The organism is Streptomyces sp. NPDC104106, from assembly GCF_055584345.1.
This window is the reverse complement of sequence record NZ_JBVJMF010000017.1, coordinates 35,235-51,623: the sequence shown is the minus strand read 5'-3', so window position 1 is coordinate 51,623 and position 16,389 is coordinate 35,235. Positions and strand designations below refer to the sequence as shown.

General features: G+C 72.1%; 12 protein-coding genes, 1 pseudogene and 1 riboswitch. Of the genes and pseudogenes, 4 read left to right on the top strand and 9 right to left on the bottom strand.

From position 1 onward, the window contains the following. The first annotated feature begins 63 nt into the window (after positions 1–63). The gene (recQ, locus tag ACZ60X_RS32225) at positions 64–2,088 is read left to right on the top strand and encodes a DNA helicase RecQ (protein ID WP_469606040.1); all 2,025 of its coding nucleotides are present in this window, start codon (positions 64–66) and stop codon (positions 2,086–2,088) included. A 39-nt stretch (positions 2,089–2,127) separates the two neighbouring features. Here the strand turns inward: recQ and ACZ60X_RS32220 are convergent, their stop codons facing one another. The 8 genes from ACZ60X_RS32220 to fahA all read right to left on the bottom strand — a co-directional run bounded on the left by ACZ60X_RS32220 (position 2,128) and on the right by fahA (position 11,617). Next, the gene (locus ACZ60X_RS32220) at positions 2,128–4,893 is read right to left on the bottom strand and encodes a fumarate reductase/succinate dehydrogenase flavoprotein subunit (RefSeq protein ID WP_469606038.1); all 2,766 of its coding nucleotides are present in this window, start codon (positions 4,891–4,893) and stop codon (positions 2,128–2,130) included. 11 nt (positions 4,894–4,904) lie between these two features. Beyond that, on the bottom strand, positions 4,905–5,696 hold the full coding sequence (locus tag ACZ60X_RS32215; protein WP_469606035.1) for an ABC transporter ATP-binding protein: 792 nt from the start codon (positions 5,694–5,696) through the stop codon (positions 4,905–4,907). Further along, entirely contained in the window at positions 5,680–6,594 is a 915-nt protein-coding gene (locus ACZ60X_RS32210) for an ABC transporter permease (protein WP_469606033.1), read from the bottom strand. Before ACZ60X_RS32210 ends, ACZ60X_RS32215 begins: the two co-directional genes overlap by 17 nt. After that, on the bottom strand, positions 6,591–7,934 hold the full coding sequence (locus tag ACZ60X_RS32205; RefSeq protein ID WP_469606030.1) for an ABC transporter substrate-binding protein: 1,344 nt from the start codon (positions 7,932–7,934) through the stop codon (positions 6,591–6,593). Before ACZ60X_RS32205 ends, ACZ60X_RS32210 begins: the two co-directional genes overlap by 4 nt. 13 nt (positions 7,935–7,947) lie before the next feature. Then, positions 7,948–8,175 carry a 4Fe-4S dicluster domain-containing protein gene (locus ACZ60X_RS32200; RefSeq protein WP_016437651.1) on the bottom strand — a complete coding sequence of 76 codons (228 nt, stop codon included), beginning with the start codon at positions 8,173–8,175 and terminating at the stop codon, positions 7,948–7,950. 48 nt (positions 8,176–8,223) lie between these two features. After that, entirely contained in the window at positions 8,224–9,012 is a 789-nt protein-coding gene (locus ACZ60X_RS32195; protein ID WP_469606028.1) for a GntR family transcriptional regulator, read from the bottom strand. 133 nt (positions 9,013–9,145) lie between these two features. Then, positions 9,146–10,084, bottom strand: a complete 939-nt coding sequence (locus ACZ60X_RS32190) for a M56 family metallopeptidase (RefSeq protein ID WP_469606025.1) — start codon at positions 10,082–10,084, stop codon at positions 9,146–9,148. Positions 10,085–10,399: 315 nt separating this feature from the next. Further along, positions 10,400–11,617, bottom strand: coding sequence for a fumarylacetoacetase (gene fahA, locus ACZ60X_RS32185; protein ID WP_469606022.1), 1,218 nt, complete (start codon positions 11,615–11,617; stop codon positions 10,400–10,402). Positions 11,618–11,932: 315 nt separating this feature from the next. On the opposite strand from fahA, the gene ACZ60X_RS32180 reads away from it, so the two are divergent. The 3 genes and pseudogenes from ACZ60X_RS32180 (at position 11,933) to ACZ60X_RS32170 (ending at position 15,397) form a co-directional block, all read left to right on the top strand. Continuing rightward, complete coding sequence (locus ACZ60X_RS32180; RefSeq protein WP_469606382.1) at positions 11,933–13,177, top strand: carboxylate--amine ligase; 1,245 nt, start codon at positions 11,933–11,935, stop codon at positions 13,175–13,177. A gap of 110 nt (positions 13,178–13,287) precedes the next feature. Next, a pseudogene (locus tag ACZ60X_RS32175) lies at positions 13,288–14,488 on the top strand (FAD-dependent oxidoreductase). Positions 14,489–14,590: 102 nt separating this feature from the next. Continuing rightward, a complete protein-coding gene (locus ACZ60X_RS32170) occupies positions 14,591–15,397 on the top strand; it encodes an HAD family hydrolase (RefSeq protein ID WP_469606020.1) in 807 nt (268 codons plus the stop codon). Positions 15,398–15,544: 147 nt separating this feature from the next. Here ACZ60X_RS32170 and ACZ60X_RS32165 read toward each other — a convergent pair whose 3' ends face one another. After that, entirely contained in the window at positions 15,545–16,048 is a 504-nt protein-coding gene (locus ACZ60X_RS32165) for a transglycosylase SLT domain-containing protein (protein WP_469606018.1), read from the bottom strand. A gap of 3 nt (positions 16,049–16,051) precedes the next feature. Further along, a riboswitch (cyclic di-AMP (ydaO/yuaA leader) is annotated at positions 16,052–16,234 on the bottom strand. Between the last annotated feature and the right edge of the window lie 155 nt (positions 16,235–16,389).

The following is a 16,389-nucleotide window of genomic DNA, read 5'->3' as shown; positions in this document are numbered from 1 at the left end:
GCCCCCTATCGTGGAGGCAGCGGTCGGGATACGACACACGGGGGACCGGCGGGGGACAGGACCATGGAAGCGACGGGCGGGATCAGCGAGATGCCACAGGTGACCGAGGGGCCGGACGCGGCCGACAGCGAGGCGTTGGCCACGCTGCACCGGGTCTTCGGATACGAGGCTTTCCGGGGCGAGCAGGAAGCGATCATCGAGCATGTGGTGGCCGGCGGCGACGCCGTCGTGCTCATGCCGACCGGTGGCGGCAAGTCGCTCTGCTACCAGATCCCCGCCCTGGTCAGACCCGGTACGGGCGTGGTGATCTCCCCGCTGATCGCCCTGATGCAGGACCAGGTGGACGCCCTGCGCGCGCTCGGGGTGCGGGCCGGCTTCGTCAACTCCACGCAGGACTTCGACGAGCGGCGCATGGTCGAGGCCGAGTTCCTCGCCGGCGAGCTGGATCTGCTCTACCTGGCGCCGGAGCGGCTGCGCCTGGACGCCACGCTCGACCTGCTCTCGCGCGGCAAGATCTCCGTCTTCGCCATCGACGAGGCGCACTGCGTGTCCCAGTGGGGCCACGACTTCCGCCCCGACTATCTCGCCCTGTCCCTCCTCGGCGAGCGCTGGCCGGACGTCCCGCGGATCGCGCTGACCGCCACGGCCACCCGCGCCACCCACCAGGAGATCACCCAGCGGCTGGGCCTGCCGACGGCCCGCCACTTCGTCGCCAGCTTCGACCGGCCCAACATCCAGTACCGGATCGTGCCCAAGGCCGACCCCAAGAAGCAGCTGCTCGCCCTCCTGCGCCAGGAGCACGAGGGCGACGCCGGCATCGTGTACTGCCTGTCGCGCAACTCCGTGGAGCGGACGGCGGAGTTCCTGAGCGCCAACGGCGTCGAGGCGGTGCCGTACCACGCGGGCCTGGACGCGGGCACGCGCGCCGCCCACCAGTCCCGGTTCCTGCGCGAGGACGGCCTGGTCGTCGTGGCGACCATCGCCTTCGGCATGGGCATCGACAAGCCGGACGTACGATTCGTCGCCCACCTGGACCTGCCCAAGTCGATCGAGGGCTACTACCAGGAGACTGGCCGCGCGGGCCGTGACGGACTGCCCTCCACGGCGTGGATGGCGTACGGCCTGAACGACGTCATACAGCAGCGCAAGCTGATTCAGTCCGGCGAGGGCGACGAGGCGTTCCGGCGCCGTGCCTCCGCCCACCTCGACGCGATGCTCGCGCTGTGCGAGACGGCCCAGTGCCGCCGCGGCCAGCTGCTCGCCTACTTCGGCCAGGAGCCCGATCCGGCGAGCTGCGGCAACTGCGACACCTGCCTGACCCCGCCGGAGACCTGGGACGGCACGATCGCCGCGCAGAAGGTGCTCTCGACGGTGGTGCGGCTCCAGCGCGAGCGCGGGCAGAAGTTCGGCGCCGTCCAGATCGTCGACATCCTGCTCGGCAAGCGCACCGCCAAGGTCATCCAGTTCGACCACGACCAGCTGTCCGTCTTCGGCATCGGATCGGACCTCACCGAGGCGGAGTGGCGGGGCGCCATCCGCCAGATGCTGGCCCAGGGGCTGCTCGCGGTCGAGGGGGAGTACGGCACGCTGGTGCTCACCGAGGCGAGCGGCGCCGTGCTGCGGCGGGAGCGCGAGGTGCCGCTGCGCAAGGAGCCGAAGAAGCCGGCCGTCACCCGGTCGCGGTCGGCCGGCGCGTCCGGTGGCGATCGCAAGGCCAAGGCCGCCGCGGCCGAGCTGCCCGACGAGCTGCTGCCCGCCTTCGAGGCGCTGCGCGCCTGGCGCACCGAACAGGCCCGTGAGCAGGGCGTCCCGCCGTACTTCATCTTCAACGACGCCACCCTGCGCGGGATCGCCATCCTGAGACCCGCCTCGGTGCGCGAGCTGGCCACGGTGAGCGGCGTCGGAGAGAAGAAGCTGGCGACGTACGGGGAGGGTGTGCTCGGGGTGCTGGCCTCCCTGGACGGCCCCGCGACCCCCGCAGGTCAGGCCGGCGTGGCGGTGCCGGCTTCCGCCGCCGGTGCCGCGCGGGACGACGACTGGCCGGAGCCCGACTTCGCGCCCGAGCCGGAGCCCGACGACTGGATATAGCCGGTCCGGCGGCTCGGTCCGCGGCGATGCGAGGGGTCCTCACAGCCCCCTCGCCGCGTAGGCCCTGACGTCCGCGTCCGAGTCGGCCGTGGCCGTGGCGAGGGCGGCGCGAGCCTCCGCCGTGGTCCGGTGCCGGCTCAGGGCCAGGACAGCCGCCTTGCGTACATCGGCGTTCGGGTCGTCCAGCACCTTGGCCAGGGCGGGTACGGCGGCCTCGGCGGCCGCGGCCGACAGCGCGGTGGCGGCGCCGGAGCGGACCTGCCATGCCGGATCGGACAGGGCGGCGACGGCCCGGGCGGCGAGCGGCGCCGGGCAGCCGGTGTCGCCCAGCGCGCCGAGCGCGGCGCCGCGTACCAGGGCGTCGGGGTCCTCGGTGAGCCGGTCCAGGGTGGCCGCGAGCAGATGCCGGTCGGCTTCCGCCGCCACCGCCGGGGCGACCGTGGCCAGTGCCTTGACCACCGCCATCCGGACCTCTCGGGAGGGGTCGTCCGCGGCGCTCGCCAGCGGCCGGACGGCGTCGACCGAGACCAGTGCCCGTACGGCCGAGGCGCGGACGGTGATGTCGGGGTCGTCCAGAGCCGCAGCGAAGAGGCCGGCCTCGCCGAGCCGCAGCGCGCGCAGCACATCGAGCGCGGCGGCTCGTACCAAGGGATCGGCCCCGTCGAGCGCATCGGTGAGGGCGGCGCCCAGAGCGGGGACGGGTGGCAGGGTCTCGACGAGTTCGCGCAGGGAGGCCGCGGCGGCCGCGCGGACCTCGGCGTCGGGGTCGGCGAGTGCCCCGGCCAGGGCCTGCCCGGTGCCGGGCGGCACGGTCTCGGTGAGCACCGACACGGCCGTCCGGCGCACAGCGGGCTCGGGGTCCGCCAAGTAGGGCTCCAGAGCGGTGAGTCCGGGCGCCGCCTCGGCGAGAGCCAGAAGCTGGAGCAGCCGGGGGGAGGCGGTGCCATGGGCGTCGGGCCGCTCTGGGGAGACGGCGGCCCGCGCGGCGACCGGTTCCGCGGCGACCGGCGCCGTCCCTGGCGGCCCGGCCGTCGCCACGTGCTCGGCAAGGACCTCGCCGATCCGCCGGGAGGGACCGCCGACGGGCGTGAACTCATCGACCGGGACCAGATAGGGAGCCACGGGACGGGCTGTGAACTCCATTGCGCCGGAGGGGGACTTGTGCAGATCGAGATGGTGGAACCAGGAAGCGTCGTCACGGCCGGGGTGGTCGAGGCGGTCGTGGTAGAGGCCCCAGCGGGACTCGGTGCGGGCGAGAGAGGCGCGGGCGGCCATCTCCGCGCAGTCACGGATGAAGGTGACCTCGGCGCAGCGCATCAGTTCGTGCGGGGTGCGGGCGCCCATGGCGGCGATGTCGGCGCGCATCCGCTCGAAGGCGTCCAGAGCGAGGGAGAGCCGCGCGCCGGACTTCGGCGGTGCCACGTAGTCGTTCACGAAGCGGCGCAGCTTGTACTCGACCTGGGGCTGCGGCGGGCCGTCCGGGTGGCGCAGGGGGCGGTAGATCAGCTCGTGCGCCTCACGTACCTGGTCCGCGGGAAGCTCACCCTCGTACGCCCTGTACCGGGAGGCGTCCGCGCCCGCCAGGTCGCCGAAGACGAAGGCGCCGATCATGTAGTTGTGCGGGACGCAGGCGAGGTCACCGGCGGCGTACAGCCGGGGGACGGTCGTACGGGCGTGGTCGTCGACGCGGACGCCGGAGGCGGAGTGGCCGCCGCACAGGCCGATCTCGGAGATGTGCATCTCGACGTCGTGGGTGCGGTAGTCGTGCCCGCGCCCGGCGTGGAAGGTGCCCCGGGTGGGCCGCTCGGTGGAGTGCAGGATCGACTCCAGGGCGGAGACCGACTCCTCGGGCAGATGGCTGAGCTTGAGGTAGACCGGACCGCGGTCGCTGGCGACCTCGGCGGCGAACTCGGCCATCATCTGCCCGGACCAGTAGTCCGAGTCGACGAACCGCTCGCCGTGCCGGTTGACCTGGTAGCCGCCGAAGGGATTGGCGACGTAGGCGCAGGCCGGGCCGTTGTAGTCCTTGATGAGCGGGTTGATCTGGAAGCACTCGATACCGGTCAGCTCGGCGCCGGCGTGGTAGGCCATGGCGTACCCGTCACCGGCGTTGGTGGGGTTCTCGTAGGTGCCGTAGAGGTAGCCGGAGGCGGGCAGCCCGAGCCGGCCGCAGGCGCCGGTGGCGAGGATCACCGCGCCGGCGCGGACGGTGACGAAGGCGCCGGTACGGGTGTGGAAGCCGACGGCGCCCACGGCCCGTCCGTCGGCGGTGAGAACCCTGACCGGCATCACCCGGTTCTCGATGCGGATCCGCTCCCGCATCTCCCGCCGCCGGAGCTGCCGGTAGAGGACCTTTTTGACGTCCTTTCCCTCTGGCATCGGCAGTACGTACGAGCCGGAGCGATGCACCTGGCGCACCGCGTACTCACCGTGCTCGTCCTTCTCGAACTTGACGCCGTACGACTCCAGCCGCTGCACCATCGCGAAGCCACGAGTCGCCGTCTGGCGGACGGCCGACTGGTCGACGATGCCGTCGTTGGCGCGGGTGATCTCGGCGACGTAGTCGTCGGGTTCGGCGCGGCCGGGGACGACCGCGTTGTTGACGCCGTCCATGCCCATGGCGAGCGCGCCGGAGTGGCGGACGTGGGCCTTCTCCAGCAGCAGGACGTCCGCGCCGTGCTCCGCGGCGGTCAGGGCGGCCATGGTGCCGGCGGTGCCGCCGCCGATGACGAGGACGTCGCAGGTCAGCTCCTCGGCGTCGGTGACGGCGGGAATCTCCAGGGGGGTGGTGGCGGGGCTGGTCACCGGGATGCCTTTCAGGAACCGAGCGAGGTCAGGATGTCGTGGCGCAGGGCCGCGCGGGCAGGTGCGTCGACGGCCCCGCGGTCTCGTGGGCCGGGAACATCGCGTACGGCGGTCACCCGGCCGGAGCCGAGCACGGCCACGCGGTCGCCGAGGAAGAGGGCCTCGTCCACGTCGTGCGTGACGAAGACGACGGTCGCACCCGTGCCGCGCAGCACGTCCACCAGCAGGTCCTGCATGCCGGAGCGGGTCTGGGCGTCGAGGGCGCCGAAGGGCTCGTCCATGAGGACGGCGCGCGGGCTGTCTGCCAAGGCGCGGGCCAACTGGGCGCGCTGGCGTTGCCCGCCGGACACCCGGTGCGGCAACTGCCCGGCCTGCGCGGTCAGTCCGACGCGTTCGAGCCAGGACTCGGCCCGGGCACGACGCTCGCCGCGCGGTACGCCGCTGATGGCGAGCGGCAGTTCGACGTTCCCGCGCAAGGTGCGCCAGGGCAGCAGCGCGTCCTCCTGGAAGACCAGCGCGCGGTCGGCCGACGGCGCGGTCAGCGCCCTGCCGTCCTCCTCGGCCATGCCGCCCAGCGGGGGCAGCAGTCCGGCGAGCGTGCGCAACAGCGTGGACTTGCCGCAGCCTGACGGGCCGACGACAGTCAGGATCTCGCCGGGAGCGACATCCAGGTCGACGCCGAACAGCACCGGCGCGTCCGGCCGCCCGAGCACGGCGGATCGGAAGGTGAGCCGGGTACCGCACGACGTCGTTGGTACCGGCGTGGCGACGGGGGCGGTGACGGTCTCAGACGAGGTACTCATCGCGGGCCTCCTCGGTGTCCTTGTGACCCTGCTGTTCGGGTTGGGTGTGCTGCTCGGAATCGCGGTCGGCGCGAGCGGGGGCGACGGCAGGCCGGGGTACCCGGGTGCGGCCGCCGGGGGCGTACGAGGCGCGGGGCAGCCAGCGGGTCAGACGCCGGCCGAGGAGTTCCACGGCCGTGGAGGTCACCCAGCCGAGGATGCCGATGGTGACCATGCCGACGAAGACGCCCGGGTAGTTCACCACCGTGTAGTCCTGCCAGGTGCGGTAACCGACCCCGTACTGGCCGGAGATCATCTCGGCGGAGATCACACAGATCCACGACACACCGATGCCGACCGACAGCCCGCCGAAGATTCCGGGCAGCGCGCCCGGCAGCACCACCGATCCGAGGATCCGCAGCCTGCCGCCGCCCATGGTGCGCACCGCCTCCTCCCAGACGGGGGTGAGCGCGCGGACCGCGTGTCGGGTGGAGACCAGCACCGGGAAATAGGCGGCGGCGCAGGTGATGAAGATGATGCCCTGCTCGTTGGAAGGGAAGAGAAGGATCGCGACCGGCACGAGGGCGATTGCCGGGATGGGGCGGATCACCTCCAGGACCGGGCCGATCAGGTCTTCTGCGAGCCGCGACCTGGCCACGAGTACGCCTGTTGCCACCCCGAGGACGGCCGCCAGGGCGAAACCGGTGAGGATCCGGGTGAGGCTGTCGGTGAGATCGGTCCAGTAGTCGTCACCGGAGAGCCGGCCGGCGAACGCGCGGGCCACGTCGGTGACCGTCGGGAACTGCGAGAAGCGCAGCCACAGGTCTATCTTCAGACTGGTCAGCAGCTGCCACAGGCCGAGGAAGACGGCCAGGGAAGCGGTGCGCAGCGCATAACGGGTGAGGGGCCGCCGGGTCATGAGGCACGCTCCAGAGCCGAGCGGTACGACACGGTGCGGGCGCCACCGTGGCCGGCGAGGTACGCCTGCGCGGTGGCCGGGGTGACGAAGGGGAGGAACTGTTCGCCGTCGGCCACCCAGACCGCCTTGTCGGCGAACCAGAGCGTGCCGGTGGTGGCGTCGGGCACGTAGGCGGCGCGGATGCCGTCCCGGTGTCCGGCCACGTAAGCCAACAGCGCCTTGGCGGACTTGAAGGGCAGGGTCTTGTCGCTCCCCTTGGCCCACACCTCGCTGGCGGCCAGCCTGGGCAGGGCAGCGAGCCGCTGGGCGTAGGAGGCGCCGAGGGCCTGCTTCAGGTATCGGTCGTCGACGAAGGAGTCCACGTCGATGGCGCCGGTCAGCTTGGCGGCCTGCAGTACGGACACGTCCTGCTTGAGCGCGGAGACGAGCGGGGGCTTGATCGCCGGGTCGAAGGTGGCGATGCCGTGGGCGCCGTTGTAGAGGTAGACGACCTCGGCGGGCAGGCCGGTGGCCCGGGCGACCTTCTCGGCCGCGGTGACGGGGTGGGCGTTGAGGTAGTCCGTCGCCTGCGCCTGGGCCTTGAGGAAGGCCTCCAGGACGGCCGGCCGCTGCCGGGCGAAGTCCGCGCGCGCGGTCACGCCGTGGAACGTGGGCAGGTTCAGCTGGGCGCCGTCGTACAAGGCTTTCGCCTTTCCCTGGTAGGCGAGCAGCCCGGGCCAGGCGACGAACTGCGACAAGGCGTCCACGCTGCCGGAGGTCAGCGCCGAGGCGCCCACCGCGGGCTGCTGGTTGAGTTTGGATATGCCCTTGTCCGGGTCGATGCCGGCGCGCTGCATGGCCCGTACGAGCGTGCCGTCGGCGGCCGAGCCGATGCTGGTGGAGACCTTCTTTCCCTTCAGGTCGTTCAGTGAGGTGAGCTTGGAACCAGGCGCGGTGACCACGGTGTTGAGTCCGCCGCGCAGGTTGTATCCGGTGACCGACACCAGGTGCGTGGGGCGGCCGAGCTGTCTGCCGCGGGCCGCGTTGAGCAGCAGCGGAAAGTCGCCCATCGAGCCGATGTCGATCTTCCCTGCGGCCATCTGGGCGGTGATCGGGGCCCCGGTGGCGTAGTCCTGCCAGTCGACCTTGTAGGTGTGGCCGTCGTGCAGGGAGTTGAGCTGTTCCTCGAAGTAGCCGAGGGAGCGCAGCAGTGTCCCGGCTGTGACGGTGTTGATGGTCCTGGACTGGTAGCCGACGGTCACGGTGACCGTGGAGCCGCTGCCCGCCTCGGCACTGCCGCCGCAAGCCGACAGGGGGAGGAGCAGTGCGGCGGCGGACAGGGCGACTGCCGTGCGTTTCATGGGGTGGTACCTCTCACCGGAGCAGGTAGGGCATGTTGACCGTGACGGCACCGGTGGGACAGCGGGCCGCGCACGGGCCGCAGTACCAGCACTCGTCGACGTGCATGTACGCCTTGCCGCTGCTGTCGTCGATGGCGAGCGAGTCCAGCGGGCACATGTCCACGCAGAGGGTGCAGCCGTCGATGCACTTCGACTCGTCGATGGTGACGGGCACGTCGGCCCGCTGGGGCGCCAAGGGCATGGCTGTCTCCAGGAAACGTGCAGGCAGGGTGGGTGCGGCGGTCGGTTGCTACGACCGGTGGAGCAGGCCGCTCATGGTGATGCGGTCGCCGCGGAAGCGGACGAACTCCAGGTCGACGGGGCGGCCGTCGGCGAGGTGAGTCAGGCGTTCCAGCATCAGCACGGCGGTGGCGCGCGGGGCCTGGAGCACGGCGGCGGAGTGGGCGTCCGCGTTCACCGCCTCCAGAGTGATCTCGGCGTGGCCGAGGCGCTGGCCGGTGATGGCTTCCAGGAGGCGGAAGACATCGGTGTTCTCCAGGTCGGCGCCGAGCAGGGCGGTGCCGATGTCGAGCGGGATGTAGGTCAGGTCGAGGGAGAGGGGGAGGCCGTTGAGACGGCGCAGGCGCTCGATGTAGAGCACGTCGGCGCCGGCCGGGATGCCGAGGCGGTCGGAGACCGGCGCGGGTGCGGGGGCGGGGGCCATGGTGCGGACCTCGTTGGTGACGCGGCCGTGTTCGCGGAGGGTTTCCGCGAGGCCCATCAGACGGTCGAGCCCGTGCGGGTATTTCCGGGCCACGACCACGGTGCCGATTCCCGGCGACCGCTCGACCAGGCCCTCGGCCCGGAGGAGGTCCAGGGCTTGGCGGACGGTGTTGCGGGAGGCGCGGTAGTCGGCGGCGAGGGTCGACTCGTGCGGGAGGAAGCCGTCCTGGAAGGCGCCGGCGAGGAGCTGTTGGCGCAGCAGGTCGGCGAGCTGCCGGGCCCGGTCCGCGCGCAGCCGACGACGCGCGCGGTGGGCGGCGACGGTGGTCGCGGCACCCTGACCGGCGTGGTCGCGGGGGCGGTCGGAGGGTGGCATGGCTGGAACCATACCGATGAGGTAGGGAAAGGTGTGTTGCCGCAGTGTTGCGCCACGTGAAGGAGTGTTGGATGCACCACTGAGCTGCGGATTTGGCCTGGAGAGCAGGAAGACCTGCCACCCGGCGGCCGCTTCAGGACAGTGCCGTCAGCCCCGGGGCGAACGTGATCAGCAGCGGCAGCAGCGGTACCAGGGCGGCCACGGTCGTCGTCAGGGCCCGGTGTCGGCGCAGCAGGCGCGGCGGGGGCTCCAGCAGGCGGTCCACGCGCTCGCCCAGCAGACGGCGGCTGGAGTCGCAGGAGAGGATGCCCCGGTGCTGGTTCAGCTCGATCAGAGCGAGGGCCGTGGTGAGGTGCCCGCAGCGGCGGGATGCCGTGTCGTCGGCGGCCAGTTCGACCAGGCGGTGCGTCTGGTCGCAGAAGTGGGCGAAGAGCGGCACGCGCGGGAAGCCTGTGGCGAGCGCGGTGGACAGGTGCAGCAGCCAGTTGTGATGGGCACGCGCGTGCCCGCGCTCATGCGTGAGGACGGCGTCCAGCTGGTGGTCGGTAAGTCGCTGCAGCGCGCCTGTGGTGACGACCAGCTGCGGCGGGTGGCCCGGCATCCACCAGGCGTCGGGGTACTCGTCCTCCAGCACCAGCATCGGGCCGCGCGCGGCCGGGAGCCCGGCCGGCAGGTCGGGGGCGCGCTCGCGCAGCTGCGCCCGGGCCTGACCGCGGCTGCGGCGGGCCTCGACCAGTTCGCGAGCCAGCATCGCCGTCGTCCAGGCGGCCCCGCAGGCCAGCAGCAGCGTGAGGGCGGTGGCCCATACCGGTGTGGCGGACAGGTCGTACGCTGCGGCGACGGAGGGCGGCGCCGGGGCGAACACATGATCCCGCACGGTGCGGAAGACGGCCGCCGTGCCCAGGATCAGCGCGGCCAGACAGCACAGCAGGACGGTGGCGACCAGGCACTGCCACACCCACAGGGCGACCACGGGTTCCCGCTCGGGCCAGGCGGCGCGGGTCAGCGCGCGCGGTGCCGGCAGTGCGGCCGTCAGGGCGACGATGCTCAGCAGGAGCAGGCAGACGGTCATGCCGGGGCTCCGGTTCCTGGTCGGAGGAGGTGGGGCGCGGGTGGTGCGGGCGATGCGCCGAGGGCGCGTCGCGTGGTGCGTGTCCGCCCAGTATGCCGGGGAGGAGGGGCGAGAGGCAGCTCCCGGCGGTGATCCCTCTCGCCGCGCGGTCGGCCGCCGGCCGGCGTGTCCGGCTCCCCCGGCACGGAGACCGGAAGTCCTGTGTCTCCCGGTCTCCGTGCCGGTACCCGGGCGCGCTGTCCCGGCGGGTCGCGTGCTGAACTGTCGCTGGAAGCAGGGGGCAGATGCGCTACGCGCGCGTGAGGCGGCGCAGGGTCACGCGGGGAGGACCCGGCCGCTGACCTCCCCCAGTCCGACTCGGCTCCCGTCCGGGCCGGGTGCCCACGCGGACAGCGTCACCACGTCGCCGTCTTCCAGGAACGCCCGCTTTCCGTCGGGGAGTTCGAGCGGTTCGCGGCCGTTCCAGGTCAGCTCCAGCAGGGAGCCGCGCTGGCCCTCGTCGGGACCGCTCACCGTGCCCGAGCCGTACAGGTCGCCGGTGCGTAGCGAGGCACCGTTCACCGTCATGTGGGCGAGCTGCTGGGCGGCGGTCCAGTACATGGTCGAGAAGGGTGGTTCCGACACCACATGCCCGTTGATCGCCACGGAGATGCGCAGGTCGTAGCCGCCCGGCTCGATGCCGGGCGTGGAGTCGTCCAGGTAGGGCAGCAGGGGGTGCGTGCGCTGGGGTGGGGCCACGCGCGCGTGCTCCAGTGCGTCCAGCGGGGTGATCCACGCCGACAGCGAGGTCGCGAAGGACTTGCCGAGGAACGGGCCGAGGGGGACGTACTCCCAGGCCTGGATGTCCCGCGCGGACCAGTCGTTCAGCAGGCAGAGGCCGAAGACGTGCTCGCGGAAGTCGGCCAGCGCGACCGGGCTGCCCAGCGCGGACGGGGTGCCCACGACGAAGCCGACCTCGGCCTCGATGTCCAGCCGGATCGACGGGCCGAAGACGGGGGCCGGGTCGCCCGGACCCTTGCGCTGCCCGGAGGGTCGTACGACGTCGGTGCCTGAGACGACGACGGTGCCGGAGCGGCCGTGGTAACCGATGGGCAGGTGCTTCCAGTTGGGGGTGAGGGAGTCCTCGGCGTCCGGGCGGAAGATCCGGCCGACGTTCCTGGCGTGGTTCTCCGACGCGTAGAAGTCGACGTAGTCCGCGACCTCGAACGGCAGGTGCAGGGTCACCTCGGACAGGGGGTGGAAGAGCGGCTCGACCGTCGCGCGGTGCTCGGGATCGGTGATCCAGGCCGTGACTGCGCGCCGTACCTCCGACCAGACCGCACGGCCGCCGGCCAGCAGGGGGTTGAGGGTGGGGCGGGCGAGCAGCGCCTGGTGCGGCGAACTGAGGGCGGCCGCCGCGGCACCCGCGTCGAGGACGTGGTCACCGAGCCGGACGCCGACCCTCCGCTCCGTGCTGCCGGATGGCGAGAACACGCCATAGGGAAGGTTGTGCGGGCCGAAGGGGTCGCCCTCGGGGACGTCGAAGGGGGGCATGGGGTGCTGCCTCACTCTCATCCGGGCCATGCATGGCGATGCGTTCCATGTGGTTGCGCCACACGTTACGGCCGTGATGCGTGTCTTGGGCAGAGCCCCCTGCGGTGCGCCCGGCGACCGGCGGCAGGTGACTGACCGGGACGCCCCCATGGTTGCCCGCACCACGTCTAAAGGGTTCGCAATGTCCTAATAGGGTCTGTATAAGCCTTGTCGGAGTGGGCAATTCCGGCTTAGCGTCCTTTGGGGACACGGACGGGCCGGATCCGTTCCGTTGGGGGGACAGTGGGGGGACCCGTGGCCGGAGACGCCGTCAGTGTGCCGTTCGAGGCGGACCGTGACGTGCCGGGGCTCATCGTCAAGTTCGGCGACTATCCGCTGCACCACGGCGGTGTCGGCGCGATCCGCAGCCTGGGCCGCCTCGGCGTGCCCATGTACGCCATCACCGAGGACCCGTACACGCCGGCGGCCTCCTCGCGCTATCTGAAGAAGGCGTTCGTGTGGCCGACGACCGGCGCGGAGGAGCCCGGCCACCTGGTCCAGGGCCTGTTGCGCATCGGCCGCAGGATCGGGCGCCCGACCGTCCTGATACCGACCGACGAGGAGGCCGCCGTCCTGATCGCCGAGCACCAGGACGATTTGGCCGGATCATTTCTCTTCCCGAGGGTCGATCCCGTGCTGCCGCGCCGGCTCGCGAGCAAACAGGGGCTGCACGAACTGTGCGTCGAGCACGGCATCGCCAGCCCGGCGGCCGTTTTCCCGGAGTCCTACGACGACATCGTCGCCTTCGCCGGCACGGCCCGCTTCCCGGTGGTGGCCAAGAACCGCGAGGCGTTCGTACGGCGCCGTCGGCCCGCCGTGAACGGCACCACGCGCATCGCCACGCGCGCGGGGCTGCTCGCCCTGGCCCGCGACTGGGGCGAGGAACCGGGTGTGATCCTCCAGGAGTACCTCCCGCGCGAGGAGGCCGAGGACTGGATCGTGCACGCCTGCTTCGGTCCGGACTCCACACCGCTCGCGCTGTTCACCGGCGTCAAGGTCCGCTCGTGGCCGCCGCACGCCGGGATGACGGCGAACGCGTACGTCGTCGACAACCCGGAACTCGCCGACCTCGCCGCGCGTTTCATCAAACAGATCGGCTTCAGCGGCATCATCGACCTCGACCTGCGCTTCGACCGGCGCGACGGACAGTACAAACTCCTCGACTTCAACCCCCGCATGGGCGCCCAGTTCCGGCTCTTCGAGAACGAGTCGGGGGTGGACGTCGTCCGCGCCCTGCATCTGGACCTGACCGGCCGCGCCGTACCGGAGGGGGAACAGCGCGCCGGACACCGCTACATCGTGGAGAACATCGACCTGCCCGCCCTCCTCGCCTACCGCCGCAGCGGCTACACGACGCCCCACGCGCCGGCGAAGGCGAGCGGGACGGAGCTGGCCTGGTTCGCGGGTGACGACCCGCTGCCGTTCCTCACGATGCTCGCCCGCTTCGTGCGTCCGGGCGCGAAGCACCTGTACCAGCTGTGGCGCACCACCCGGCGCGGCAACGGCACCGCCACGCCGTAGGCGCACGCGCAACACCCTCGCGCGCAGCGGCCGCGCACAGCAGGCGTCAGACATCCACGAAGCAGGCAAGGCCACCGCGCGTGGCACACCGTGTCCTGGGGAGGGACTTCGTGACTCCACCGGTTGCAGTCATCGGGGCCGGACCGTTCGGCCTGTCCACCGCCGCCCATCTCCGCGCGCGGCATCCCCGTCCGCGTCTTCGGCGACCCCATGGTCAGCTGGCGCGCCCACATGCCCGAGGGCATGCTCCTGAAGTCGACTCCCGCCGCTTCCAGCCTCGACTGCCCACAGCCCGGCCACACCCTCGCCGACTACTGCGACGCGGCCGGAATCCGTCCTCTGGTGACCGACGAGGACATCATCCCGGTGGATACCTTCATCGCGTACGGGGAGTGGTTCCAGCGGCGACTGCTGCCGGGTCCGGAGCGGGTGCGGGTCGTCTCCGTCGATCGTCACGCGCGCGGTGGCTTCGAACTGAAACTGGGCTCGAGTGAGTTGTGCACCGCACGCGCGGTGGTCGTCGCCACCGGGCTGTCCGGCCTCGCCCGTCTTCCGGCTGAGCTGGCGGGCGGGGCACCCGACGGACCCGCGGCCTCGGCCCGCTCTCGCACAGCTCCCAGCACCACGATCTCAGCCGGTTCGCCGGTCAGGAGCTGATCGTGGCCGGCGCCGGCCAGTCCGCGCTGGAGACGGCGACGCTCGCCGCGGAAGCGGGCGCACGCGTGCGTGTCGTCGCGCGCGGCCGGGGCCGGGTGGCCTTCGGCGCGCCGCCCTGGGAGCAGCCGAGGCTGCGCCCCGAGTCCCCCTTCGGCCGCGCCTGGTCGCTGTGGGCGCTCAGCTACTACCCGCACCCCTACCGCCACCTGCCCGAAGCCGCCCGCCACTACCTGGTCCGCCGGGTCCTCGGGCCGCTCGGCGCCTGGTGGCTGCGCGAGCGGTTCGAGGGCGCCGTACAGGTGCGGGAGGTCGAGCGGATCGTGGGCGCGCACGCGCAGGACGGCAGCCCCGTGCTCACCGTCCGCACGCACGGCGGCCCGTACGGAGCGGCTCACCGCCGGCCACGTCATCGCGGCCACGGGCTACCGCGTCGACATCGCCGCGCTGGACTTCCTCGGCCCCGGACTGCGCACCGGCCTCGAGGTGAGCCGTGGCGCGCCGAAGCTCGGCCCCGGCTACGTGTCCTCCGTCCCCGGCCTGTGCTTCACCGGCCTGCCGGCGGCGGCGTCGTACGGCCCGGTGATGCGCTTCGTGTGCGGCACCGAGTTCGCCTCCCCGCGCCTGGCGCGCCACCTGGCAGCGGCCCACGGCTGACACCGTCGTGTGGCTGAAAGACGGCACTTGGGGCTGATGAGCACGTAAGTGCGCAGCATGACAAGGTGAGTCGGACCGGCGCCGCGTCCGTATTCTCTGAACATGGCAGCCGCATATGCACTGATCGCCACTGACCTGGACGGAACGCTGCTGCGCGGCGACGACACGGTCTCCGGCCGGACGCTCGCCGTGCTCGCGCGGGCGGCGCGGGTCGGCGCCCGCCATCTGGTGGTGACGGGCCGCCCGGCCCCGCGGGTACGGCCGCTGCTCGCGCACCTCGGGTGCGGCGGGCTCGCGGTGTGCGGCCAGGGCGCGCAGGTCTACGACGCCGGAAGCGGCCGCCTGCTGTGGTCGGTGCGGCTGGACCGTGAACTGGCCGAGGAAGCGCTCGGCAAGATCGAGGCCGAGGTGGGGCAGGTCTACGCGGCCGTGGACCAGGACGGTGTCGACGGGCTCACGCTGATCGAGCCCGGCTACCGGATGCCGCACCCGACCCTGCCCTCGGTCCGGGTCGGCCGGCGCGACGACCTGTGGTGCGAGCCGATCAGCAAGGTGCTGCTGCGCCACGCCGTCCTGTCCGACGACGAGTTGGCGGCGGTCGCGCGCGCGGTGGTGGGTCCGCTGGCGACGGTCACGATGTCGGGGCCCGGGACCGTGGAGCTCCAGCCGTGCGGGGTGACCAAGGCGACCGGGCTCGCGCTGGCCGCCGAGCGACTGGGGGTCGGCGCCGGGCAGGCCGTGGCGTTCGGGGACATGCCCAACGACATCCCGATGTTCGAGTGGGCGGGGCATGGGGTCGCCATGGCCGACGCGCATCCCGAACTCAAGGCGGTGGCCGACGAGATCACCTTGTCGAACGAGGACGACGGCGTCGCCGTCGTCCTCGAAAGACTGCTCCCGGCCGGCTGACCGACGCATCGGCTGACCGGCATACCGGCACGCGCCGGTCAGCAGCGTCCGGCCAGGGCGGCCCCTGTGGCAGACCACCCTGTGTCAGACGACCGCGCGGGCCTCCGCGTCACGGGCTGTGGTGTCCCGGCCCGTGGCGCCGGTGTCTCAGTACGCGCTGGAGACGTTGTCGATGGAGCCGTAGCGCGCGGCGGCGTAGTTGCAGGCCGCGGTGATGTTCGCGACCGGGTCGTACGGGTTGAAGGAGGTGCCGGCCACGTGGTAGGCCCGGAAGGTCGGGTCGATGACCTGGAGCAGGCCCTTGGAGGGGATGCCGGCGGCGGCGTTGGAGTCCCAGTTGTTGATGGCCAGCGGGTTGCCGGAGGACTCCCGCATGATGTTGCGGTAGATGCCGTTGTAGGTGCCCGGGATGCCCTTCTGGGCCATGATCGCGAGGGACTCGCGGATCCAGCCGTCGAGGTTGTTCGAGTACCCGGCGGTGGCGACGAGGGCCTTGGTGGTGACGGCCGTCTTGGTGGTGCCGGTGGCGGCGGAGGCGCTGGTGGCGCCGATGAGAGGCAGCGCGAGGACGGCGGCACCGGTGCCGGCGGCGGCGACGGTGCGCATGAGACGGCTGGTCCGGGTACGGCGGTGCTGAGCGGCAGCAGGCATGGCGAAGTTCCTCTCCGTCGCCTGCGAGGTGAGCTGTCGGGTTCGGGCGGGGAGGTGCCCGGCCGTGCCTTCGTGAGAAGGCGTGGCTTAACCCCTAGCCGTTCCGGTGCGACATGTGCCGACCGGCCCGGCGACTTACCTGGGTCCCCCGCTCCTGCCGTACGAATGAGTTCGCGGATGGTTATGCGGGCGGCGGCAGGATTCGGCGTCCGCCCGGCGAGCGGGAACGTATGCGAGAGCACATGCCGGGAACAAGTACCGGATTCACATGGCGCCCCATTTGACCTTGATCAATCCCCTATGGGGTGCTTGATCCTTTGCGGATGCCAATCCTCAACTCG

Bases quoted from the DNA above. Each gene is read 5' to 3' on its own strand.
- recQ (WP_469606040.1), top strand. From the start codon at position 64: ATGGAAGCGACGGGCGGGATCAGCGAGATGCCACAGGTGACCGAGGGG.
- ACZ60X_RS32215 (WP_469606035.1), bottom strand. From the start codon at position 5,696: ATGAGTACCTCGTCTGAGACCGTCACCGCCCCCGTCGCCACGCCGGTA.
- ACZ60X_RS32210 (WP_469606033.1), bottom strand. From the start codon at position 6,594: ATGACCCGGCGGCCCCTCACCCGTTATGCGCTGCGCACCGCTTCCCTG.
- ACZ60X_RS32205 (WP_469606030.1), bottom strand. From the start codon at position 7,934: ATGAAACGCACGGCAGTCGCCCTGTCCGCCGCCGCACTGCTCCTCCCC.
- ACZ60X_RS32200 (WP_016437651.1), bottom strand. From the start codon at position 8,175: ATGCCCTTGGCGCCCCAGCGGGCCGACGTGCCCGTCACCATCGACGAG.
- ACZ60X_RS32195 (WP_469606028.1), bottom strand. From the start codon at position 9,012: ATGCCACCCTCCGACCGCCCCCGCGACCACGCCGGTCAGGGTGCCGCG.
- ACZ60X_RS32190 (WP_469606025.1), bottom strand. From the start codon at position 10,084: ATGACCGTCTGCCTGCTCCTGCTGAGCATCGTCGCCCTGACGGCCGCA.
- fahA (WP_469606022.1), bottom strand. From the start codon at position 11,617: ATGCCCCCCTTCGACGTCCCCGAGGGCGACCCCTTCGGCCCGCACAAC.
- ACZ60X_RS32170 (WP_469606020.1), top strand. From the start codon at position 14,591: ATGGCAGCCGCATATGCACTGATCGCCACTGACCTGGACGGAACGCTG.
- ACZ60X_RS32165 (WP_469606018.1), bottom strand. From the start codon at position 16,048: ATGCCTGCTGCCGCTCAGCACCGCCGTACCCGGACCAGCCGTCTCATG.